The sequence below is a fragment of the Bacteroides sp. L10-4 genome (genome assembly GCF_013373675.1).
Lineage (GTDB): Bacteria > Bacteroidota > Bacteroidia > Bacteroidales > Bacteroidaceae > Bacteroides > Bacteroides muris.
In genome coordinates, this window is record NZ_JABXJH010000002.1 from 17,179 (window position 1) to 39,206 (window position 22,028).

Here is a 22,028-nt window from a genome sequence, read left to right on the forward strand (position 1 = left end):
CTTCTGTATATTTAAGTTTTTTATTTTGCTAGTGTCTCAAACAGACGGACAAAGTTAAAAAAAGAATTCCCTACAACAAAGAAATACAAAGAAAAAACAGCCGAATATTCGTCTCATATTCCTAAAAAATCGTAACTTCGCCGCATCATTTAAAAAGAGAACAATGGAATTTACAGGAAAAATCATCGCTATACTCCAGCCCAGAGGCGGAGTTTCTAGGTCAGGTAACGAATGGAAATCACAAGAATATGTGATTGAAGATCATGGCCAATATCCGCGTAAAATGTGTTTTGACGTTTTTGGAGCGGACAAAATCGAACAGTTTAATATTCAGATGGGCGAAGAGTTGACAGTATCTTTTGATGTAGACGCACGCCAATGGCAAGACCGTTGGTTCAATAGTATTCGTGCATGGAAAGTAGAACGTGTAAGCACTGCCGCACCCACACCGGGCGCTCCCGTTCCGCCGCCGGCTCCCACTGCTGCACCGGAATTCCTCGCAGGAGATGCAAAGGATGACCTGCCATTCTAAGAATAATGTCATAATTCACCACAGATTGCACAAATTAACGCAGATTGCTTTAGAATTAATAAAGAAATGTGCTAATCTGTGAATTCTGTGGTGAATGCGTATTTTGACTTCCCTTGTGCTTATTATCTCTCAACACTCTATAGTATATCTGACTAATCACCCTTTATAAAGCAATACTATATTCGGATAAACCACTCCTTCTGTACAAGTGAACTGTATTGCAAGCATGAAGTTACGAAAGAAGTTGGATTGGCGGAAGAAAAAGTTCGGTATCAGACGTACATACGTTTCCGGCTGACTCAGCATCATCTCCATATCCGCCATCATCACAAAATTATATATGGGTGAAAGGCTGCCGATACCCTCTTCGTACATCGGCGTTCCGTCTAGCACATCTCCACTCTCCACCGCCTCAATATAGGCCGAAAGGCTCAGTGCATCGGGAGCCAGCAACAGGTTACCCCGATAGAAGCAGGCAAAGGTATAAAGGGCAGACTCTGTGATACCCGTCAACTGGGTGAGCAGCGTATTACGGGGCAGCACATATTTAAGGAATCTCCTTGCTTTGGGATACAACGAATTATTTGAAACCACCTTCGGCATAAACGGAGCATCCTCTTCCTTGGGAGTACTGTAAAGCAGAGACTGCAAGCCACGTTCTGCCGCCAACTCATCCTTGAGAGGAATACACATCACGGCGCAAGGCAGCTTACACAACATGTCTTTCGGCTGAAACAAGCAAGACATCACACTTTCGCCCGCATGCTCATTCAAGTAAGCAATCCACTCTTCGTCGTGCTGCTTGATATAATTTGAATAGGTGGCCTTAGCATACTCCTGACTAGCAGTGAAACCAAACCAGGTATTTCTGTCAGACATTGCCCATCGATTGTAAAAGAAAGTGGAAGAAGGAAGCAGAGCCCCGGAAAATCCGTCCTCCACCGGCTGTTGCACCCGCAAGGCATTGATAAACGTCTGTGTGGAATCCGCCCCATGGCTGATACCAGAGCAATAGATGGCATCTTCGTTGAACTTCATGTCAAACTCTGCCCAACTGCCCAATCGCGTCTGCGAACGGATACCGTCCGTAGGTTTCCCCATATCCACTCCTTTCATACGTACATAGACTGTGGCAGCCACATTGTTGTGCTTCCCCGCATGCATAACACGGAAAGAGGAGAGGTGCATCAGGGACTTTTTGCTCCGCCGCACATCAATCACATGCTCTATCAAACGCTTCTGAAAACTTACAACCAGGAAATCGGGAGTGAAGTAGGCAGCCAGGAAACGACCGTCTGCCATAGGATAGATACGTATCTCCTCTCCCTTATAATCGAAATACTTGGAAGGAAACGAACTGGAGCAGTATTTCCCCACAAAAGACTCTACCAACTCATAATCACCTGAACCCAAACTGCAATACAACACTTGGTTCATTGGTGTATCCGGCTCGTGAAAGCTAATCAGCATCTTGTTCATCTGTTTACTCAGTCCATGCGGAGTATCCTCCACCAAAGTATACAAATACTTCTTCAAGTAAACGAAAAGCTCCGATACATATAGAAAATGATTGTCTTTGCTGCAATTCAGTTCATTGATATCTTTCACGAAATCTGCCATACGGTCGGTTTCGAGTATGGCTATGGCATCTTGCGGCACCAAAGTATAAAGATTGAAATCCTGCTGTTTCTCCACTGAATTCAACCGCAGGAAAGAATACACGCCAAAACCGGCACATAGCAGTACTATGGACACAACGACAGCTATCTGTATGAGGAGTCGGAGTTTCATGGCATTTATTCGTCAACTTTTGGCAAAAATAACATTTTCCACTAATAAAGCAAAACAAATGTTTCAAAAAGTTTAGAAATCTATTTCAAGTCCATCGTAGGCAAAGTGTACATGAGGTGGTAGCTGCTTTTCGATGTCGGCATGAAGCCCTGCATGATGGCTCATATGGATAAAATAGGTTTCTTTAGCGCCAATACGTCCAGCTGCCTTCAACGCCTCCGAAATATTCTGGTGTGTAGGATGCGGTTCTGGTCGTAAAGCATTAATTACCAAAACGTCCAAGTCCTTCAATTGTTCATAAGATTCCTCAGGCATCGTGTGCATATCCGTGATATATCCCACACGACCACCAATACGGTAACCCAGAATGGGAAGCCTGCCGTGCATCACCCGTAGGGGCAACACCTCCGTCCGATTGATGTGGAACGCTTGCCCCGCTTCCACTTCCTGCAAATAGATACGCGGAATTCCCGGATATACTTTATCTACAAAACAGTAAGGCATCCTTGCCCGTAGATGGGCAATAGTGTAGGCATTGGAATAAATAGGGATATCAGCAAAACGGCCGAACGGGCGCAAATCATCCAGACCGCCCACATGATCATAATGTTCGTGTGTCACAAGTACACCGTCTATCTTCTCAAAAGAAGAAGCACTCAACATCTGTTCCCTGAAGTCAGGGCCACAGTCTATCAATATTACCGCATCATCTGTATGCAGCAAGGATGATGCACGCAAGCGGTTGTCCCGCGGGTCAGTAGAAGTGCAGACTGGACAAGTACAACCTATCTCAGGCACACCTGTCGAAGTTCCACTTCCTAAGATTCTGAGTCTCCCCATTATCAACTATCATTAAATCAAACAAACTTCCGGGTAAATGTCAATGCCGAATTTCTCGCGGACAGAAGCCCGCACGGCATCCGAAAGAGCAACAATATCCGCTCCCGTAGCACCACCCAAATTCACCAGTACCAATGCCTGCCGGTCGTGCACTGCAGCAGGCCCAAGCGCTTTGCCTTTCCAATTACACCGGTCTATCATCCAGGCAGCCGGTACCTTTACCCAGCCGGCATCCACATCATAGTGAGGCATATCCGGATATTCCTGCTGCAAAGACTCGAACTGCTGACGCGGCACAATAGGATTCATAAAAAAACTACCCGCATTGCCCAGCACCTTCGGATCAGGCAACTTGATTTGACGGATGTCTATAATCACACGGCGCAAAGTTTCCAAATTCAGCACCGGATATTTCTCCAGTTCCTCCCGGATAGTACCATAATCCAATGTATAATGTTCACGTTTACTTAGACAGAAGTTCACATAAGTCACAAACACAGTCTTCATCTCCGGTTGCTTAAACAAGCTCTTTCTGTAGGAGTAGCTGCATTCGTCCACCCCGTAGATACGCTTCTCCCCTGCTATGTTTATGGTTTCCACGGAAGTTATCAAGTCTTTTACTTCCACGCCATAGGCACCAATATTCTGTACTGCGCTTGCCCCTACCTCACCTGGTATCAGCGAAAGGTTCTCAACACCATACCAATGTCGCTCCACACAGTAAGCCACAAAATCGTCCCATATCACACCGGCACCCACACGCACCGACACGCATTCCTCATCCTCCGAAGTCACTTCCAAACCACCAATGCATGAATGCAGCACTGTACCTTCATAATCCTTAATAAAAAGCAGATTGCTCCCTCCACCAATATGTAGCCAAGGCGCAATAACATGTCCTGCCGCAATCAATTCCCGCAGTTCATCCTCCGAACTGTATTCCAACAATCTTGCAGCAGTAACATCAATTCCAAATGTATTGGGTATCTTCTTCAAGCCCTCTCTCCTTATTTTAAATGCTTGTGTCTTCATACTTGTACAGCTCCCATCCCTTAGTCCGTTTGCGAAAATAAAAGATATTGGAGTATCCGTTTCCTATACCATTCACCTTCAATATTTTGGTATCTGACAAATCCTCATTCTTCTGTCCATAATTGATATTAGACAATCTGTCGGTAGGCATTATCGGACGGAAAGCGTACCACTGTTCTACATCCAAGGTAGTTTCTAAGATAGAGAACTCATCATCAGGATCTATGGTGATGAATTGTAGCGGATGGCTGATATGCTTGCTCTGATATACACTGTCCGTCACAAAATGGGTATAGAATTCCACGAAGTCTTCATTTTCATCTTTCTCCATCTCGCGCAAATTGATGGCCTCGAGCATCCACATTCCCCGCTTCTTCTCAAAATAATAACGCTTCATCACACGCGTTTTCAAGAAAATCCACTCCACTTGTACCGATGTCAGAGTAGTATCGCCCACCATGTCCATATCCTCTTCCTTATCAAAAAGCAAGGTGTAATAGTTCTGCTTAGCAAAAAGATAATCGTGCTTCCAAAAGTTTTCCTCTATTTTCGACGGAGTATCACGATTATAATAGGGTAAAGGAAATACTGTCCTCTGCTTTTGAAGAACATCATCCGAAGCATAATTGAAGACAAAGTCATCAAACAGCTCGTCTGCTTCCATTGGCTTCAGTTCTTCCTCCACTTCTGCTTCCTGCAGCGTATCGGCCTTTTGACCGACCGAATCTACCATTTCCGTAATGGTAATAAAGGGATTCATTTTCGCCTTTTTGTTTCCGCACGAAACCAAAAAGGCGAATAACAAGAATCCCAATAAAAGTTTTTTCATTCGTTGCAGACCACTTACGATCACTTGTTTAATTTAGCCTTCAACTTCTCAAGCATATCTACAGTCATAGATTCCAAATCATACTGCGGCATCCAGTCCCATTCCTCGCGTGCACAAGAATCATCCAAAGAATCGGGCCAACTGTCAGCAATAGCCTGCTTCAACGGATCAATCTCGTATACCATTTCAAAACCGGGCACATGCTTCTTAATTTCCTGATAAATCTGCTCCGGGTCAAAACTCATGGAAGCGATGTTGAAGGCGTTACGGTGCTTCAGCCTTGCTGGTGCAGCTTCCATCAGCGAGATGGCTGCATTCAGCGCATCGGGCATATACATCATATCCATATAGGTACCAGCCTTCACCGGACATACGAATTTATCTCCCTTCACAGCAGAGTAGAAAATATCTACTGCATAATCCGTAGTGCCGCCACCCGGAGGAGTCACGTTCGAAATGATTCCCGGAAAACGTACCGAGCGTGTATCTACACCATATTTTGTATAGTAATAGTCACTCAACAATTCAGTCGTCACTTTTGTCACGCCATACATAGTACGCGGACGCTGAATAGTGTCTTGCGGTGTCTTCACGTGAGGTGTAGCTTCACCAAATGAACCGATGGAACTCGGGGTAAACACTGCACAATTGTACTCGCGCGCCACTTCCAGCACATTCCACAATCCGTCGATACCGATTTTCCAAGCCATAGCCGGACGGCTTTCGGCAACTACCGATAGCAAAGCTGCCAAATTGTAGATTGTATCAATCTTAAACTGACGCACCACCACCTCGATTGACTGACGGTCTGTCACGTCGGCAATGGCCGAAGGACCAGATGCTTTCAATTCTCCCTTGGGCATAGCACTCGGAATGTATCCGGCTACAACATGATCGTCTCCATAACGTTTACGCAACTCCAGCGTGAGTTCCGATCCAATTTGCCCAGTAGCTCCAATTACCAAAATATTCTTCATAACGAGTTATTTATAAGGTTTTGTTATTATAAATGCTGCAAATATACAAACTTTTTTTTCATATTTCTGCCATATTGTTATTGTTTATTCCAAGAAAATGATGTTCTTTGTAGAAAAAATGTATTACCTAAAAAATAAAATGCTATGTACGGTAAAATGAAAGACCATCTCAGCAAAACTCTTGCTGAAATAAAAGAAGCCGGACTCTACAAGGAGGAACGACTGATTGAGAATGCACAACAAGCTGCTATCACCGTAAAAGGCAAAGAAGTATTAAACTTCTGTGCCAACAATTACTTGGGACTGTCCAACCACCCGCGGCTGATTGCCGCCGCTCAGAAAATTATGGAACGCCGTGGATACGGCATGTCATCCGTACGCTTCATCTGCGGAACGCAGGACATCCATAAGGAACTGGAAGCAGCCATCTCCGACTACTTCAAAACTGAAGACACCATTCTTTATGCCGCTTGTTTCGACGCCAATGGTGGTGTGTTCGAGCCCCTCTTCACCGAAGAAGACGCCATCATCTCGGACTCCCTGAACCATGCTTCCATCATTGACGGCGTGCGTCTCTGCAAAGCCAAACGCTATCGCTATGCCAATGCCGATATGGCCGACCTGGAAAGATGCCTGCAAGAAGCCCAGGCACAGCGTTTCCGCATCGTTGTTACAGACGGAGTATTCTCCATGGACGGCAACGTTGCTCCGATGGACCAGATTTGTGACCTTGCCGAGAAATATGACGCACTAGTCATGGTGGATGAATCACACTCTGCCGGTGTGGTAGGCCCCACAGGACATGGTGTGAGTGAGCAATACGGCACCTATGGACGTGTAGACATTTATACTGGTACTTTGGGCAAAGCTTTTGGCGGTGCTTTGGGCGGATTCACTACCGGACGCAAGGAAATTATCGATTTATTGCGCCAACGTAGCCGTCCGTATCTCTTCTCCAACTCATTGGCTCCGGGTATTATCGGTGCCAGCCTCGAAGTATTCAAAATGCTGAAAGAGAACAATACACTTCATAATAAACTAGTAGAAAACGTGAATTATTTCCGCGACAAGATGACTGCTGCCGGTTTTGACATCAAACCGACACAAAGTGCCATCTGTGCCGTCATGCTATATGATGCCAAACTTTCCCAAATTTATGCTGCCCGCATGCAGGAAGAAGGCATCTACGTCACCGGCTTCTACTATCCCGTAGTTCCCAAAGACCAGGCACGCATCCGCGTACAAATCTCTGCCGGACATGAAAAGGAACATCTGGACAAATGTATTGCTGCATTTATTAAGGTAGGGAAAGAGCTCGGAATACTGAAATGAGTTATTTATTGATGTTTTTTGTATGTTGCAAGCAAATAACTCATAACTAAACAAAAAATCCCGCGACTAATCAGTCGCGGGATTTTTTTGTCATTTCTTATTTGCGTTCTCCCAACTTCACATCAACAAAGAAGATTCCGTTAATACCAGCTTTCTTCATCATATCCACAATGCCAGCAGCAGTAGCTTCTTCTTCTACCTGCTCACGTACGAATCCCCAAAGGAAGTCTTGTGTAGCCTTATCTTTTTCTGCAGCAGCGACATCCACCAATGTATCAATCATCTTTGAAACACGGCATTCGTGTTCATAAACCTGCTCGAACACTTCCAACGGAGTACCAAAATCATTGGGAACAACATCAATCTTATCCAATTTAGCCTTACCGCCACGCTTGATAATATAAGAAGCCATTTCGCAAGCATGAGCTTTTTCTTCAGAAGCTTGTTTCTTCAACCAGCAAGCCATACCATTGTAACCTTCTTTTTCCATATAGAAAGACATTGCCAAATAAAGGTTGGAAGACCACATTTCGGCTGTAATCTGCTCATTAATTGCATTCTGTAATTTTTCTGTAATCATAATCGTATTTATTTAAATTGAAATCATTACAAAAATAACAAGAAACCTTAAAAGTTGTTCACGCAATAACATTTTTTATATAAAAACAGTACACATAGTATAGGATAAATATCTCATCAACTATGACACACGCCTTTAACCTATCTATACCAATTCGTCCGAAGTATACCCTTGAGGTAGCTCGCGGCAATTATAACCTGAAGCCATAATCTCACCATAAGCACCTGCCGAACGGAGGGCAATAAAGTCACCACGTTTCACACCATTCAAATCAATGGCCTTGCCGAATACATCGGAAGACTCGCAGATAGGACCTACCACATCATAAGTCTGGACTGGTGCATCTGAAGTAATATTCTCTATCTTATGAAACGCTTGGTAAAGTGCCGGACGAATCAAATCCGTCATGCCTGCATCCAAGATAGCAAACTGCTTATTGGTACCCTGCTTTACATAAAGCACCTGCGAAATCAATGAACCGCACTGTCCCACTACCGCACGTCCCAGTTCGAAATGGAGCGTCTGGTGAGGACGAAGTTTTAGATGACTGTTATAAGTCTCGAAATAACTTTTAAAATCAGGTATCGACTGACGGTTAGGGTGACCGTAATCAATGCCCAATCCTCCCCCTACATTCACATGCTCAATACGGATATGACGAGCTTCCAGCTTATCCTGCAACTCATTGATGCGGTTACACAAAGCTACGAAATCCCCCATATCCAATATTTGGGAACCAATATGAAAGTGTAACCCAATGAATCTCAAGTTTTTCATATCATGCGCCATATCTATCACGTGATTCATATCCTGCATGCTGATACCGAACTTATTCTCGGCTAACCCAGTGGTAATATTAGCATGAGTATGGGCACCTACATTGGGATTGATACGAAAAGCTACGTTAGCTATCTTGCCTTTGGCAGCAGCCAGCTCATTAATAATCTCCAATTCGGGAACAGATTCCACATTAAAGCAAAAAATGTCATAATCCAATCCCAGATTAATTTCCCAATCAGCCTTACCGACCCCGGCAAAAACAATCTTATCGGTAGGAAAACCAGCCTTAATGGCCGCACGGATTTCACCGCCGCTTACGCAGTCGGCACCCAAACAGTTCTCGCGGATAATAGCAAGCACCTTGGGATTGGCATTAGCCTTCACTGCATAATGCACTGAATAATTACCATACTTCGCCACTTCCGTACGAATATGAGAAAGCGTATCACGCAAAACCTTTGTATCGTAGTAATAGAAGGGAGTACGCAATTCGCGGAATTTATTGATGGGGAATGTTCCTTTCATAACTTTTATAATCCTTGTTCAGTTAAAAAAGCGCATTTATCAACAAAGTAAAAGCGCTTTGGTTTATGCGGTTCTCTTATTATTGTTCTTCTCCGTTGAACAACGCATTGCTGAGTGACTGCAACGCTACTTTCTTGTCGCACTCTCGGATAAGGAAAGAAATATTATAGTTACTGCCACCAAAAGAAATCATACGTACTGGTATGTCGCGCATGGCATCCAACGCTTTAGCTTCGAAACCGACATTCTCCCATTCGAGGTCACCTACTACACAGACGATGCACATATCCTTGTCCACTGTCACTGTGCCATACTTCTTCAAGTCATCCAGAATTTCATTGAGATGCTTCACATTGTCAATAGATACAGACACACCCACTTCTGAGGTACAAATCATATCAATGGAAGTCTGGTAGCTTTCGAATATCTCAAAAACCTTACGCAGAAATCCGTGAGCAAGCAACATCCGGCTGGATTTTATCTTGATGGCTGTAATATTATCCTTGGCAGCCACCGCCTTAATCTTACCCTTCTCTGTATCGTTGGAAATCAGCGTACCCGGAGCAGTAGGGTCCATTGTATTGAGCAGGCGGACAGGAATATTAGCATACTTGGCAGGCTGAATGCAAGTAGGGTGCAAAATCTTAGCACCAAAGTACGCCAACTCTGCGGCCTCTTCGAAGTGCAAATGACGTACTGGTGCAGTCTTGTCCACAATACGTGGGTCGTTGTTATGCATGCCGTCTATATCCGTCCAAATCTCGATTTCGGAAGCGTCAATGGCAGCACCAATCAGTGAAGCCGTATAGTCGCTTCCACCACGCTGCAGATTATCTATCTCGCCGTAGGCGTTGCGACAGATATAACCCTGAGTGATGTAAATCTCAGCATCCGAGTACAGTTCCAGCTGAATCTGGAGTTTGTCCTTGATATAGACCGGATCGGGTTCGGCATTCTTATCCGTACGCATATATTCTAAAGCCGGAAGCAACACAGACTTCACACCACATTCCTGCAGATAGTAGTTCATCATGGCGGTGGAAATCAACTCGCCCTCAGCCAACACCACTTTCTCCTCAAACAGAGTAAAAAGGTCTTTGGTATAAGAACGGATATAGTCAAAATGAGATTTGATGAGTTCCAAGCCTTTCTGTTTATACTCCGGAGTAGCAAAGAGTTCATCAATGTGCTGGCAATATTTACTCTCCAGTTTGTTGATAATCTCATTGGCACCTTCCGGATTCTTCTTGTACAGATAATCCGAAATCTCAACCAATGTGTTTGTGGTACCCGACATGGCAGAGAGAACCACAATCTTACGTTCACCATCGGTAATCAATTTAGCCACTTCCTTCATTCGCTGAGCCGAACCTACTGAAGTACCTCCAAACTTTAAAACTTTCATTTTCGTTCCTGTATTAATTAGTTTATAGTTACAAGCAACGAGCTACAAGTCAATAGCTGCGGAGCTTTATCATTAATTTATGTTCTTTATAAAAACCAGTAGTCAGAAAAACTACTTAACTACTAATCATTAGTTATTGCAGGGACGTATTCTGCTGTAACATCAGTCATCAGATGGTCTGCGCATCGGTACACCCTGCCGGGAAACTCACGCAACAATTGCAGATTGTGCGTGGTCATCACCACCAATGCACCGGCCTCACTGATGCCGTGCAGAAGTTCTGCAATGGAATGTCCGGTTTCCGAATCAAGGTTTCCGGTAGGTTCATCCGCAAGGATTATCTTCGGAGAGTTGAGCACTGCGCGCGCAATCACAATGCGCTGCTGCTCACCGCCCGAAAGTTCATTGGGCAACTTATATCCCTTGTTGCTCATCCCCACCAAGTTCAATACCTCTTCAATTTTATCCCTAATCTCTCCTTTACTCTTCCAACCGGTGGCACGAAGAACAAATTCAAGGTTATCGTACACTGTACGATCTGTCAGCAACTGAAAATCCTGAAATATGATTCCCAGCTTACGGCGCAACTGCGGGATGTGCTTACGCTTAATATGGAGCATGTCATACCCTAAAACTCCAGCCTCGCCCGATGCAATATCCAGTTCGCCATAGAAAGTCTTGAGCAGGCTCGTCTTACCGGAGCCCACTTTACCAACCAAGTACACAAACTCCCCTTTGTGAAGTTCCAAATTCACATCGTTCAGTACGCACAACTCCTGCTGGTGGATCTCTACGTCCTTATATTTTATCAGCGCTTCACTCACCCCCTGTTTAATTTTTAATTATTAATTATCAGTGCTTCTTCCACGTCGCACTGTGTCGTTCCTCCAATTCACGCACAAGATCTTCAATACGATATCCTTTGAACGTAAGCAATACGATGAGGTGATACAACAAATCGGCTCCTTCATAAATCAGACGTTCACCTGTACCGTTGCAAGCCTCAATGACTGTTTCCACAGCTTCCTCACCCACCTTCTGTGCCATTTTGTTTACACCGGACTGAAAAAGGCTGGTAGTATAGGAACCTTCAGGCATCTCGTCATAACGCTTGCTAATGAAATCTTGAAGCAACTTCAAGAACATTACGGGCTGTTCGTTCTTCTCACCCCAGCAGGTATCCGTACCAATATGGCAAACCGGCCCCATGGGATGTACCTGAATCAGCAAAGTATCCCGGTCACAGTCTTCCTTCATGGAAACCACATTCAAAAAATTTCCACTCTCCTCGCCTTTTGTCCAAAGGCGGTTCTTGGTACGGCTGAAAAAAGTCACCTTCCCGGTTTCTACCGTCTTCTCATAGGCTTCCTTGTTCATGAAGCCAAGCATCAGTACCTTAGCGGTATCTGCATCTTGTATAATTGCCGGAACAAGTCCGTTCATCTTATCAAAATTCAACATTATTTTAAGTTATGAGTTATTATCTTCTCATCGCAATTCCTTGGGCACAAAGATACGATTTTAATTCGGGAATTTTAATTTCTCCGAAGTGAAAAACACTAGCTGCCAAGGCAGCATCCGCTTTCCCATTCAAAAAAACATCACGGAAATGCTCTTTAGCACCTGCTCCTCCCGATGCTATGATAGGGATAGACAATCCGTCGGCAAGGTCGGAAAGCGCTTCATTGGCATAACCGGTCTTGACACCGTCATGATTCATGCTAGTGAACAAAATCTCGCCTACACCACGTTCCTGAGCCTCTTTTGTCCATGCGAACAATTCCTTATCCGTTTCCACACGACCACCGTTCAAGTAGCACCGCCATCCTTTATCTGTCTGTTTAGCATCGACAGCCAACACACACACCTGCGAACCGAAATTCTTTGCAATCTCGTCTATCAATCCGGGACGACGGATTGCAGAGGAGTTGATAGAGATTTTATCGGCACCTGCATTCAGCAGCCTATCTACGTCGCCCAATTCATGGATGCCTCCGCCTACAGTAAAAGGAATACTGATATTCGCGGCAATGCGCTTCACCAATTCGGTGAAAGTCTTGCGACCTTCAAAGCTGGCAGTGATATCAAGAAACACCAATTCGTCGGCACCCTGCTCACTATAAGCACGCGCCAGTTCTACCGGATCGCCCGCTTGACGGAGATTCACAAAATTAGTACCTTTCACAGTCTGCCCATCCTTAATGTCGAGGCAAGAAATGATTCTTTTTGCTAACACGGCAGTTCAAGTTATGAGTTATTATTATTGCCAATTATCAATTATCCAGTATCAATCAACAAAGCTTTCCAGTTCCTTGAAAGTAATGCGACCTTCGTACAGAGCCTTACCGAAAACAACAGCAGGTATACCCACGGCTTCCAACTGACGGATGTCATCGGCACAGCTCACCCCTCCGCTAGCTATCAAGTAGAGTTCGGGATATTGTTCCAATATATCCTTATACAGCGCCAACGATGGTCCTTGCAACATTCCATCGCAACTAATATCGGTACAGATAACTTTGCGGACACCTTCCTCCACATAGTATTTTAGGAACGGAAACAGTTCGCAGCCACTCTCGTCTTTCCAACCGTTGACAGCAATCTTAGACTCTTTCACATCAGCACCAAGAATAATCTTTTCAGAACCATACATCCGCAGCCACTTGCAGAACAATTCGGGGTTCTTCACAGCAATGCTGCCACCGGTCACCATCTGTGCACCGCTTTCAAAAGCTATTACCAAATCTTCGTCACTCTTCACCCCACCTCCAAAATCTATAATAAGAGATGTGCGCACAGCAATCTGCTCCAACATACGGTAGTTTACCACGTGATGGGAAGCCGCACCGTCCAAATCGACTACATGAAGTCTGCGGATGCCATGAGCCTCCAATTCCAGAGCTACTTCTACAGGATTTTCGTTGTACACCTTTTTACTGTCATAATCACCTTGGGAAAGACGCACACACTTTCCGTCAATAATATCAATAGCGGGAATCAGTTCTATCATTTTATTTACAATTTGACGATTTACAGTTCCAAAAAATTTCTCAAGATACGCTCTCCCACACTTCCACTCTTTTCGGGATGGAACTGTGTGGCGTAATAATTGTCCTTATGCAAAGCAGCACTGAACGGATGAATGTAATCCGTCACGGCTGCCGTACAATCATTAACAGGCACATAGAAACTATGTACGAAATAAACAAACTCTTCTTTAGTAAACCCTTTAAAAAGTCCGCTATTGGTCTGAGCAATGGTATTCCATCCCATATGAGGCACTTTATCCTCGTGCCTCTGCGAAATGAAACGCTTTACGTCAGCATCAAAGACACCCAAGCAGTCCACATCTCCCTCTTCAGAGTGGCGGCACATCAGCTGCATACCCAGACAAATACCTAACACCGGCTGACGCAACTCCTTTATCAGTTTATCCATACCACCAGCGCGCAAAAAAACCATAGTAGTTTCCGCCTCTCCCACACCGGGGAATATAACCTTATCGGCCGTACGTAGCACAGCCTCATCCGCTGTAATCACTGCCTCTACTCCCAAGCGTTTCAAAGCATAATCCACCGAACGGATATTACCCGCATTATATTTGATAACTGCAACCTTCATTCCTGCAATTGAATTGATAATAAAGAACTGATAAAGTAACAAAGAATTTTCTTTTATCAATTATTCATCAATTAAATATTACTGTTTTATTCTTATATGCCAACACCTTGCGTTCAATATGCTTCTGAACGGCACGGGAAAGCACTATCTTTTCCAAATCCTTGCCTTTGTTCACCAAATCCTGTACAGTGTCCTTATGCGTAATGCGCACCACATCCTGCTCTATGATAGGGCCGGCATCCAACTCCGTGGTAACATAGTGGCTGGTGGCTCCAATAATCTTCACTCCACGTTCAAATGCAGCATGATAAGGTTTCGCTCCCACAAATGCCGGAAGGAAAGAGTGATGAATGTTGATTATCCGGTTGGGATAAGCATTTATCATTCGTTCTGAAATGACCTGCATGTAGCGTGCCAGCACTATAAAAGTGATTTTATACTTTGCCAGCAACTCCATTTCCTTCTTCTCTTGCTCCTCCTTTGTCTCTTTGGTAATAGGAAAAAGATGGAAAGGAATACCGAAACGTTCAGCAACATGCTGCAAATCGGGATGATTGCTTATTATAAGAGGTATATCCACATTCCATTCACCAGCGGTATAGCGTGCCAGCAAGTCGAATAAACAATGGGACATTTTCGAAACAAAGATAGCCATACGCGGTTTTGTATCGGAGAAATAGAGTCGGAAATTCATCTCATACTTCTGTGCATACAAAGTGGCGAAATAATCCTCAATCTTTTCCTGAGGCACCAGAAAATCCATCAATTCCCATTCGATACGCATGAAAAAGATATTCTCTACATGGTCTACATACTGATCCAAATAGATAATATTACCTTTGTTCACCGTTATAAAGTCTGTTACTTCTGCCAATATACCTGGTTTGTCAGGACAGTGCAGCAACAGTTTGGCTATTTTCATCATCCTAAAATGTTTTTCACTTTTCAAATTACAACATTCTCATTTTGAGTCCGCAAAAATAACTATTTATTGCAAAACAACGAACTTTTCGAGCAAGAAGTTTAAAAGAAGCCTCAAAAAGTTTCGTTTTCTCCAAGAATGGTTTTCTTATCAAAGATAAAACGGGGTACAAGCACATTTCTAAACAGATGTTAAACTCAGTTTTTCTTATTTACATAACTCCCTAATTATTAACACTTAAAACAATTCACAATATAAATCTTTTAAAAAAAATCATCACAGCTATTGCAGATATAAAAAAAATGCCTACCTTTGCAACCGCAATCGAGAGAGATAGCAACTAAGAAATGAAATAATGGTGCGTTAGTTCAGTTGGTTAGAATACATGCCTGTCACGCATGGGGTCACGGGTTCGAGTCCCGTACGCACCGCGAAGAAAAAAGAAAACCTCCGAGATATTGAATCTCGGAGGTTTTCTTTTTTCTACTACTCCCCCTTTTACTCCCCCGGCCTTTTATTCCCCCCCATTTGACTCTTTGACTATCCATGATACCTACACTTGGCTCCATGTTTTGACCGCGTTTCACACGCACATGCCACGTAATTTCTCTAATAGCAAATCAAGGCAGCACACAGCATATGGCACGGTTACCAAATCATTACCTCAAAATTGGGTAATTCTCCCAAAGTCCTTTGTATAAGTCACTAACAGAAGTTCTCAAGAATTACCGGAAACCCGGATATCTTCACTATCTTTATTACGGATTATATAACCTTAGTTACTGTCTTTATATCTGGCTGCGTGACTTCATTTCCAGATACTTGTTTATCACATCCACAGAAAGATTCTCCGGTGTAGTCAGCAAAGAATAAATGCCATGCTGCTTCAAAGTGGAAACAATCAGCCGCTTCTCAAATACAAATTTCTCGGCAATGACATGACGGTAATAACCTTCTGTATCTTTTGCAGGCATGGCAATGTACTCTTTCAAATCAGCATCTTCAAAGAAGACAACAAGCAAACGGTGCTGTCGGTTCAACTGCTGCAGATAAGCCAGTTGGCGGTTCAGGCTTCTGATACCAGAGAAATTGGTGTACAACACCAAAAGGCTCCGTTTGCAAACACGCTTGTTCAAGTGTACACACAATGAAGAAAAGTCGGTTTCTCCAAAAGTCGTCTGCTGACTGTAAAGATTCTCAAGCAACATCTGCATTTGACCAGGCTGCCGGGAAGCGGGAGCAAACGTATCAAAATGCTCGTTGAACGTCACCAGTCCGACTTTATCCTCCTTCCGCATGACAACGTACGATAGGATAAGGGAAGCATTGATTGCATAGTCAAGCAAAGTCATTCCGCGAAATGCCTGCTGCATAACCCGCCCCTTATCTATCACATTATAGATTTGCTGGGAACGTTCGTCTTGATAGACATTGACCATAAGTTCGTGCCGCCGGGCACTCGCTTTCCAGTTTATCGTGCGGTAATCATCCCCTTTCACATACTCCTTTATCTGTTCGAACTCCGTATGATGCCCCACCCTACGGATGCGCTTTATACCCAGCTCGGTCAGATTGTCACTGATGGCCAGCAGCTCATACCGATGGAGCATCAGATAGGACGGATATACCTTAACATCCTGAGGAACACCGCAAGTATATCTGCGGGAAAGCAGTCCCATCCTGCTTTCCACAAACACCTGAATCCGTCCGAAAGAGTAAATCCCCCGCTGCGTGGGACGCAGATGATACATAATCGTCCTGCCCTCACTCGCCTGAAGCCTCATCCGGAAATCAACATTTCGCAATTGAAATACAAAAGGAATCTCATCCACCACTTCCACAGTCACCGGATACGGATAACTGCTCTCCACACGTATATTCACACCGTTCTCATCTCCGTTTGAGAAACGGATAGCACATTGGCGGAATGCCCGAATGCCATGAACGTGATAGAGCATAGCCCCATCCACCAGCATCAACAAGGCCAAAACAAACAATGCCCACTGCCCGATTGCAAAGAACGGAGCAAAGACATACCCGATACCCATCAGCAGGATAATCAGCACAAGAACCATATAGAAGCGGCGGCCCAGTCTCATTTCGGAACTTCCACTTTATCAATCAGACGTTGCGTCACCTTTACCGACGAATAACCTTCCATCTCGGCTTCTGCCGTCAATATCAGGCGGTGCTGAAGCACATATGGAGCAATAAACTTGATATCCTCCGGTGTCACGAAATCGCGTCCTTGCAATAGTGCATACGCCTTCGAAGCCTGCATCATTGCCACGGACGCACGCGGAGAGGCTCCTAAATACACAGCCTTGCTGGTACGCGTCTGCTGCACAATCAACGCGATGTACTGAAGCAGTGTACGGTCTACAAACACACGCTCCATCAGTCTGCGCAATGACAGCAGTTCTTCCTTTGTAAGAACGGGCGCCAGACTGTCCAGCTTCACCAGCGAAGCATTCGTGTGGTGGCGCTCCAGAATATCCACCTCCTCCTCCAATGAAGGGTATCCCATAGTTATCTTCATCAGAAAACGATCCAATTGCGCTTCGGGCAACTTATAAGTCCCCTCCTGCTCCACCGGATTCTGGGTTGCCAGAATCGTATAGAGTTCTCCCATCTGATGCGTGGTACCGTCAATGCTGACCTGCCGTTCTTCCATGACCTCAAACAAGGCTGCCTGCGTCTTGGCTGGAGCACGGTTTATCTCATCCACCAGCACGATGTCGGCAAACACCGGTCCTTGATGGAAGTCAAAGTCATTGGTTTTCATGTTGAAGACCGTAGTACCCAGCACGTCACTCGGCATCAAGTCCGGAGTGAACTGAATACGGCTGAAGTCCGCCTCAATCAAGCGTGCCACCAGACGGGCAAGCAGTGTCTTTGCCACTCCCGGCACTCCTTCCAGCAACACATGACCGTTTGCCAGGACAGCCGTCAGCACCAGATCCACCGTCTGTTCCTGCCCCACTATGACCATAGCAATCCAATCCTTCAACACTTGTATCTTCTCGGAAAAGAGAGTCAAGTCCACTCGTTTTTCTGTGTTCACCTCCATAAATATCTTCTTTATATATGATTGATTATTTCATTCATTTTATCGACAAGCCGTTTCATCTCCTTCTCGGAAATGCTGCGCCCTCCGTACACCACCGGCCTTACCTCACAGATGAATGCGGCAATTTCCCCCGCCTCCATACCCGCCTTCCGGGCAATCCTGCCGAAAGAGCGCTCATCCTCTGCCACTTCCCTCACATCCACCTGTATTTCTCTCCTCAGTTCCTCCGTAAAATAGAAAAACTTCTTGCGGACCAAGTCTGCATGGTCTTTCTTCTGATAATAAAGGGTGCCTATCAACTCTACAAACTCCAAAGATTTATTCTCCGGTTCGCGGATAACGGGAATGGCACGCTGCTTTCTGCGGGCTGTAAATATCATAAAGAGCAAGATGGAAGCCATACTCAGGTACAATGCCCAGCGAAGCGGCGGCTGCGAAAGAAAATAGCGAAAAGGAGACATCTGTACCTGGGCTGTTTCTTTCATGTAGCTTTCGGTTCGGACAATGGGAAATCCACCCATTGGGGATAATATACGAAAAAGATAAGCCACATTTTTCCCATCCAGTACCCCATAGTTCGTAAAAAGCAGGGGAGTGGAAACCAGCATAACCTCCCCCTTTCCCCAAGAAACCGACATGGCAACCGGATGGGACACTCCCCCAACAATAGTTTTTTTCGCCCATATTTCACAAGAAATGGAATCTGCAAAGAAATGGGACTGGCAAAGCTGGGGGTAGAAACAAAATACCTGACGAGGATAGATTGCTGAGTCCCCCACCCAATACAAACTGTCTTTTGAACGTAATGCAATGGCATCCTTCTTCAACGCTAATGGATTAAAAGAGGAATATCCACACTCAAATCCCAACGTATCTTTCAAGATACGGCTGAAAGAACTTCCTACCAGCGTAATCCGGTCTCCCCGTTCCGCCATCTTCAGCATTGCCTCCACATCCACATTCGTCAGATGCAGGTTGTCGGTGATAACCAGTATTCCACGACGGAGTGCCGTATCTTCCTGTTCCAACTCATAAAAGGTCTTTCTCGACAATGAATATCCCTTCGGCAATGATGAAGACAGCAGGCTGTCGAACACGGCGCAACCGAACGGCTGTTTATCATAATGGCTGAATGTAGGGTTCCAAACAAACTTCTTCGGCAGACGGCACTCTATCGCAAACATCAGTACCAGAAAAGCAATGATACCGGCTATAAACCAATGGTTTCCTTTCATGCCGTCTCTCCTTTCTCTACCTCTTTCTGTAAATTCTGCATGATACGGAACAATGCTTCGGTCGCCTCAAAATTTCCGTAACGCACCTGCAAGAAGTGATGGGTCATTTGGCGGAAAGCAGGCAGGCGGACTTCATAGATGTATTGCGTAGGCGTTTTATACAACTGCCAGTCTACACGTTTCCCATCACTAAGCCGTTTCAATGTCTGCAGATAAAGCAGACGCACAGCCTCCCGATAATCCTTCCGGGCAAGCACTCCAGTGATTTCTTTCGCAAAATCCACTCCATAAATGGTATCCTCCCCCACCGTATAGGGCGCGCCATTCTTGCGCGAACGCATGAACAGTTCCGGACGCTTCTTATATACAAACCAGATGACCAGCATCAAGATAAGGACCGCAATGCATATCAACACAACCTCCGAATATTCTTCTACGAACGTATTGCCAAATATCTTGTCCAGCAGCCTGCCGAACCACTTTCCAATCCACTCAAGCACATTGATTTCAGGAGCCATCAACTCACGGCTGTAAGCAAACGCCGGGTCGGACTGCCAAACGGCAATCTGTGCAGTATCATAAACCAGTGTATCAGCCGGAGCCATATTCATAGTCCGCTATCAGAGTTTGTCAAAATTGTCAATATCATTCTCCACCATCACATAATCTATCTTTTCCGAAGCATGACCGTATTGATAGGCCAGCCCCAGCAATGAGAAAATCATGGACAGATAGACTCCGAATGCCTGGACTACCGCCAACAGATAAAGCATAAAGTTATAACCTACCGAGACAGTGGCGCCACCACCCGTATCGGTCATCACAAAAATATATTTCACAATAGTCCCGATATACCACGGAATCATAGTCACTCCCTGCAAGATGAGGGCAATGAATCCCATAACAATGGAAATCAACACAATACCTCCCCAAGTAGCAAATCCCAGACGATAGGCTTTCTTCAAAGCATCCATGATATGAATATCTTCAAACAGATAAACAGGAGCCCAAATAGCAAGCGGCACAGACACCACAATAACAAGCAAAACAAACAGGGACACAAGTATCATAACCGGGATGATGGTAACCAGAAAACCGGCAACACCCCCCACAAGCAACACTAAAAGCACACCCACAATCGCTATCAGGAACAACCTTCTGACGTTACGGAACAACAAGGGCTTCAGCATCCCTAACGTCACTCCCTCCAAGCGTTCTTCCCGTTCATTGTAAGTACGGACCAAAGCGTAGACCAGAGAGGTCAGCATTACAGTCCCCAACAGATAGAGAACGGCATACAGACTATAATAAGTCACCAACATCATGACGGACGACCCGGCAACAGAAGAGTCGAACGAGCCTCCGGTCATATCACCCCAAGCCATTGCACCGCTCATCAGTCCGTTCAGGCTCAGCCCTTGAAGCAGACAAAGCGGCAAAATCAGATAGGTGGTAAACTTCATTAACAGCTTACTGTTCTCTTTGATAAAATCAAAGGCAGCGGTCAATTTCTCTCCAAAAGAGCGTTGTGCATACAGTGCGATTTTAGGTTTCTGCGCTTCCATGTTTCTTTCTGTCTGGTAAATAAATATAGTAAAAAAGAATAAACGACAAAGAGAGCAGGATAAAACCGAGCCTCAGGATATCCGGAAGTCCGGTATGGCGGGTGATAAAGCCTTCTATAAATCCTGCCATGACGAATACGGGGATCGTACCCACCACTATTTTCAATCCTTTCTTGGCTCCTCGCTTGAAAGATTCCAGCCTTGAATAGGTTCCGGGAAAAAGCCATCCGTTGCCCAGGGCAAGACCGGCGGCACCGGCTACAATAATTGCCCAAATTTCAAGTGTCCCGTGCAGCCAAATGGCAAGAGAGGACTCCCAAAGCAAGCCATGCTGATAAAAAAAGGTTTGGAAAGCCCCTAACATGATGCCATTGTTAAGGAGCATGTATCCGGTACCAAAACTGGTCAGCAGCCCCATGGCAAAGCAGTTGAAGGAGACCATGATATTGTTCAGCGTGATACCCAGAAACATAGGGAGCTCGGAGGAGCCGTTATATACAGCCATGGGTTCGCCATTGGCGATGTTGTTCAAAGTCATATCCACATAAGAATTTCCTAAAACCAAACGCACAAAATCGGGATCTCCGGTAGCGGATACCACTCCTATCAATGCGCTAACCGCAAATATAATGAAGGAAACCAACAGCTCACGGCGTGCATCGCGCATAGCCAAAGGTACTTCACGAGTCCAGTAGGTGACAATTCTTGACCATTTCTCGCGCTTATTTCTATAAATGCGGTTGTGCAACGCTGAAGCGAGATTGTTCAGATAGATAGTAATGCGGGAAGCGGGGAAATGCGTTTGGGCAAAAGCCAAGTCTGCCGTAAGCTCCATATATGCGTCGGCAAGCTCATCGGGAGACAGACTGTCTGCCTGCTCCACTATTTTTTCTGCTTGTTTCCATTTTTCGATGTTCCACCGGATAAACGTCACTTCTTTCATACTCCATGACTATCTCAGAGAAGTTTTGTCTGAAATTGGTAACAAAAAT

Annotated in this window: 22 protein-coding genes and 1 tRNA gene; 3 read left to right on the plus strand and 20 right to left on the minus strand. The window is 44.9% G+C overall.

Features of this window, described 5'->3' with window-relative positions; all coding sequences use genetic code 11:
- The first annotated feature begins 163 nt into the window (after positions 1 to 163).
- Positions 164 to 532 (plus strand): DUF3127 domain-containing protein, encoded by a 369-nt coding sequence (locus tag HU824_RS00935; RefSeq protein WP_136009318.1) that lies wholly within the window; start codon positions 164 to 166, stop codon positions 530 to 532.
- A 156-nt stretch (positions 533 to 688) separates the two neighbouring features.
- Here HU824_RS00935 and HU824_RS00940 read toward each other — a convergent pair whose 3' ends face one another.
- From HU824_RS00940 to HU824_RS00960, 5 genes are all read right to left on the minus strand, one after another.
- The gene (locus HU824_RS00940) at positions 689 to 2,323 is read right to left on the minus strand and encodes a DUF3352 domain-containing protein (RefSeq protein WP_136009317.1); all 1,635 of its coding nucleotides are present in this window, start codon (positions 2,321 to 2,323) and stop codon (positions 689 to 691) included.
- A 72-nt stretch (positions 2,324 to 2,395) separates the two neighbouring features.
- A complete protein-coding gene (locus tag HU824_RS00945; protein ID WP_136009503.1) occupies positions 2,396 to 3,163 on the minus strand; it encodes an MBL fold metallo-hydrolase in 768 nt (255 codons plus the stop codon).
- Between the two features lie 12 nt (positions 3,164 to 3,175).
- Positions 3,176 to 4,195 carry a UDP-N-acetylmuramate dehydrogenase gene (murB, locus tag HU824_RS00950; protein WP_176467781.1) on the minus strand — a complete coding sequence of 340 codons (1,020 nt, stop codon included), beginning with the start codon at positions 4,193 to 4,195 and terminating at the stop codon, positions 3,176 to 3,178.
- On the minus strand, positions 4,176 to 5,024 hold the full coding sequence (locus HU824_RS00955) for a DUF4348 domain-containing protein (RefSeq protein WP_136009502.1): 849 nt from the start codon (positions 5,022 to 5,024) through the stop codon (positions 4,176 to 4,178). Before HU824_RS00955 ends, murB begins: the two co-directional genes overlap by 20 nt.
- 20 nt (positions 5,025 to 5,044) lie before the next feature.
- A complete protein-coding gene (locus HU824_RS00960) occupies positions 5,045 to 6,001 on the minus strand; it encodes an NAD-dependent epimerase/dehydratase family protein (protein ID WP_136009501.1) in 957 nt (318 codons plus the stop codon).
- Positions 6,002 to 6,145: 144 nt separating this feature from the next.
- On the opposite strand from HU824_RS00960, the gene kbl reads away from it, so the two are divergent.
- On the plus strand, positions 6,146 to 7,333 hold the full coding sequence (gene kbl, locus HU824_RS00965) for a glycine C-acetyltransferase (RefSeq protein WP_136009500.1): 1,188 nt from the start codon (positions 6,146 to 6,148) through the stop codon (positions 7,331 to 7,333).
- A 97-nt stretch (positions 7,334 to 7,430) separates the two neighbouring features.
- On the opposite strand, the gene HU824_RS00970 is transcribed toward kbl, so the two are convergent.
- The 9 genes from HU824_RS00970 to purU all read right to left on the minus strand — a co-directional run bounded on the left by HU824_RS00970 (position 7,431) and on the right by purU (position 15,169).
- Positions 7,431 to 7,913: a ferritin gene (locus HU824_RS00970; RefSeq protein ID WP_176467782.1), complete on the minus strand. Its 483-nt coding sequence runs from the start codon at positions 7,911 to 7,913 to the stop codon at positions 7,431 to 7,433.
- 144 nt (positions 7,914 to 8,057) lie between these two features.
- Positions 8,058 to 9,218 (minus strand): diaminopimelate decarboxylase, encoded by a 1,161-nt coding sequence (lysA, locus tag HU824_RS00975; RefSeq protein ID WP_136009498.1) that lies wholly within the window; start codon positions 9,216 to 9,218, stop codon positions 8,058 to 8,060.
- A 79-nt stretch (positions 9,219 to 9,297) separates the two neighbouring features.
- Complete coding sequence (locus tag HU824_RS00980) at positions 9,298 to 10,623, minus strand: aspartate kinase (RefSeq protein WP_176467783.1); 1,326 nt, start codon at positions 10,621 to 10,623, stop codon at positions 9,298 to 9,300.
- 122 nt (positions 10,624 to 10,745) lie between these two features.
- Entirely contained in the window at positions 10,746 to 11,447 is a 702-nt protein-coding gene (locus HU824_RS00985; protein WP_176467784.1) for a cell division ATP-binding protein FtsE, read from the minus strand.
- A 28-nt stretch (positions 11,448 to 11,475) separates the two neighbouring features.
- Positions 11,476 to 12,087, minus strand: coding sequence for a bifunctional phosphoribosyl-AMP cyclohydrolase/phosphoribosyl-ATP diphosphatase HisIE (hisIE, locus tag HU824_RS00990; protein ID WP_136009495.1), 612 nt, complete (start codon positions 12,085 to 12,087; stop codon positions 11,476 to 11,478).
- 16 nt (positions 12,088 to 12,103) lie between these two features.
- Entirely contained in the window at positions 12,104 to 12,859 is a 756-nt protein-coding gene (gene hisF, locus HU824_RS00995; protein ID WP_176467785.1) for an imidazole glycerol phosphate synthase subunit HisF, read from the minus strand.
- A gap of 51 nt (positions 12,860 to 12,910) precedes the next feature.
- Complete coding sequence (gene hisA / locus HU824_RS01000; RefSeq protein ID WP_136009493.1) at positions 12,911 to 13,633, minus strand: 1-(5-phosphoribosyl)-5-[(5-phosphoribosylamino)methylideneamino]imidazole-4-carboxamide isomerase; 723 nt, start codon at positions 13,631 to 13,633, stop codon at positions 12,911 to 12,913.
- Between the two features lie 20 nt (positions 13,634 to 13,653).
- Positions 13,654 to 14,244, minus strand: coding sequence for an imidazole glycerol phosphate synthase subunit HisH (gene hisH / locus HU824_RS01005; RefSeq protein ID WP_136009492.1), 591 nt, complete (start codon positions 14,242 to 14,244; stop codon positions 13,654 to 13,656).
- A 67-nt stretch (positions 14,245 to 14,311) separates the two neighbouring features.
- Positions 14,312 to 15,169 carry a formyltetrahydrofolate deformylase gene (gene purU / locus HU824_RS01010; RefSeq protein WP_136009491.1) on the minus strand — a complete coding sequence of 286 codons (858 nt, stop codon included), beginning with the start codon at positions 15,167 to 15,169 and terminating at the stop codon, positions 14,312 to 14,314.
- Positions 15,170 to 15,523: 354 nt separating this feature from the next.
- Here purU and HU824_RS01015 point away from each other — a divergent pair.
- Positions 15,524 to 15,597 (plus strand) — tRNA-Asp (locus HU824_RS01015).
- Between the two features lie 357 nt (positions 15,598 to 15,954).
- Here the strand turns inward: HU824_RS01015 and HU824_RS01020 are convergent.
- Genes HU824_RS01020 through HU824_RS01045 form a run of 6 tightly spaced genes read right to left on the minus strand, consistent with a single transcriptional unit; the run spans position 15,955 to position 21,979 of the window.
- Positions 15,955 to 17,265 (minus strand): DUF58 domain-containing protein, encoded by a 1,311-nt coding sequence (locus HU824_RS01020; protein WP_176467786.1) that lies wholly within the window; start codon positions 17,263 to 17,265, stop codon positions 15,955 to 15,957.
- Positions 17,262 to 18,236: a MoxR family ATPase gene (locus tag HU824_RS01025; protein WP_136009489.1), complete on the minus strand. Its 975-nt coding sequence runs from the start codon at positions 18,234 to 18,236 to the stop codon at positions 17,262 to 17,264. Before HU824_RS01025 ends, HU824_RS01020 begins: the two co-directional genes overlap by 4 nt.
- 11 nt (positions 18,237 to 18,247) lie before the next feature.
- Positions 18,248 to 19,471, minus strand: coding sequence for a DUF4350 domain-containing protein (locus tag HU824_RS01030; RefSeq protein WP_176467787.1), 1,224 nt, complete (start codon positions 19,469 to 19,471; stop codon positions 18,248 to 18,250).
- On the minus strand, positions 19,468 to 20,082 hold the full coding sequence (locus HU824_RS01035; RefSeq protein ID WP_176467788.1) for a DUF4129 domain-containing protein: 615 nt from the start codon (positions 20,080 to 20,082) through the stop codon (positions 19,468 to 19,470). The genes HU824_RS01030 and HU824_RS01035 overlap by 4 nt, the downstream gene beginning before the upstream one ends.
- Before the next feature lie 9 nt (positions 20,083 to 20,091).
- Positions 20,092 to 21,036: a hypothetical protein gene (locus tag HU824_RS01040; RefSeq protein WP_176467789.1), complete on the minus strand. Its 945-nt coding sequence runs from the start codon at positions 21,034 to 21,036 to the stop codon at positions 20,092 to 20,094.
- Positions 21,017 to 21,979, minus strand: coding sequence for a stage II sporulation protein M (locus tag HU824_RS01045; protein WP_148356414.1), 963 nt, complete (start codon positions 21,977 to 21,979; stop codon positions 21,017 to 21,019). The genes HU824_RS01040 and HU824_RS01045 overlap by 20 nt, the downstream gene beginning before the upstream one ends.
- Between the last annotated feature and the right edge of the window lie 49 nt (positions 21,980 to 22,028).

What these genes read in the sequence shown, in the direction of transcription:
- HU824_RS00935 (WP_136009318.1), top strand. Translation starts at nt 164, where the DNA reads ATGGAATTTACAGGAAAAATCATCGCTATACTCCAGCCCAGAGGCGGA.
- HU824_RS00940 (WP_136009317.1), bottom strand. Translation starts at nt 2,323, where the DNA reads ATGAAACTCCGACTCCTCATACAGATAGCTGTCGTTGTGTCCATAGTA.
- HU824_RS00945 (WP_136009503.1), bottom strand. Translation starts at nt 3,163, where the DNA reads ATGGGGAGACTCAGAATCTTAGGAAGTGGAACTTCGACAGGTGTGCCT.
- murB (WP_176467781.1), bottom strand. Translation starts at nt 4,195, where the DNA reads ATGAAGACACAAGCATTTAAAATAAGGAGAGAGGGCTTGAAGAAGATA.
- HU824_RS00955 (WP_136009502.1), bottom strand. Translation starts at nt 5,024, where the DNA reads ATGAAAAAACTTTTATTGGGATTCTTGTTATTCGCCTTTTTGGTTTCG.
- HU824_RS00960 (WP_136009501.1), bottom strand. Translation starts at nt 6,001, where the DNA reads ATGAAGAATATTTTGGTAATTGGAGCTACTGGGCAAATTGGATCGGAA.
- kbl (WP_136009500.1), top strand. Translation starts at nt 6,146, where the DNA reads ATGTACGGTAAAATGAAAGACCATCTCAGCAAAACTCTTGCTGAAATA.
- HU824_RS00970 (WP_176467782.1), bottom strand. Translation starts at nt 7,913, where the DNA reads ATGATTACAGAAAAATTACAGAATGCAATTAATGAGCAGATTACAGCC.
- lysA (WP_136009498.1), bottom strand. Translation starts at nt 9,218, where the DNA reads ATGAAAGGAACATTCCCCATCAATAAATTCCGCGAATTGCGTACTCCC.
- HU824_RS00980 (WP_176467783.1), bottom strand. Translation starts at nt 10,623, where the DNA reads ATGAAAGTTTTAAAGTTTGGAGGTACTTCAGTAGGTTCGGCTCAGCGA.
- hisA (WP_136009493.1), bottom strand. Translation starts at nt 13,633, where the DNA reads ATGATAGAACTGATTCCCGCTATTGATATTATTGACGGAAAGTGTGTG.
- hisH (WP_136009492.1), bottom strand. Translation starts at nt 14,244, where the DNA reads ATGAAGGTTGCAGTTATCAAATATAATGCGGGTAATATCCGTTCGGTG.
- purU (WP_136009491.1), bottom strand. Translation starts at nt 15,169, where the DNA reads ATGATGAAAATAGCCAAACTGTTGCTGCACTGTCCTGACAAACCAGGT.
- HU824_RS01020 (WP_176467786.1), bottom strand. Translation starts at nt 17,265, where the DNA reads ATGAGACTGGGCCGCCGCTTCTATATGGTTCTTGTGCTGATTATCCTG.
- HU824_RS01025 (WP_136009489.1), bottom strand. Translation starts at nt 18,236, where the DNA reads ATGGAGGTGAACACAGAAAAACGAGTGGACTTGACTCTCTTTTCCGAG.
- HU824_RS01030 (WP_176467787.1), bottom strand. Translation starts at nt 19,471, where the DNA reads ATGAAAGGAAACCATTGGTTTATAGCCGGTATCATTGCTTTTCTGGTA.
- HU824_RS01035 (WP_176467788.1), bottom strand. Translation starts at nt 20,082, where the DNA reads ATGAATATGGCTCCGGCTGATACACTGGTTTATGATACTGCACAGATT.
- HU824_RS01040 (WP_176467789.1), bottom strand. Translation starts at nt 21,036, where the DNA reads ATGGAAGCGCAGAAACCTAAAATCGCACTGTATGCACAACGCTCTTTT.
- HU824_RS01045 (WP_148356414.1), bottom strand. Translation starts at nt 21,979, where the DNA reads ATGAAAGAAGTGACGTTTATCCGGTGGAACATCGAAAAATGGAAACAA.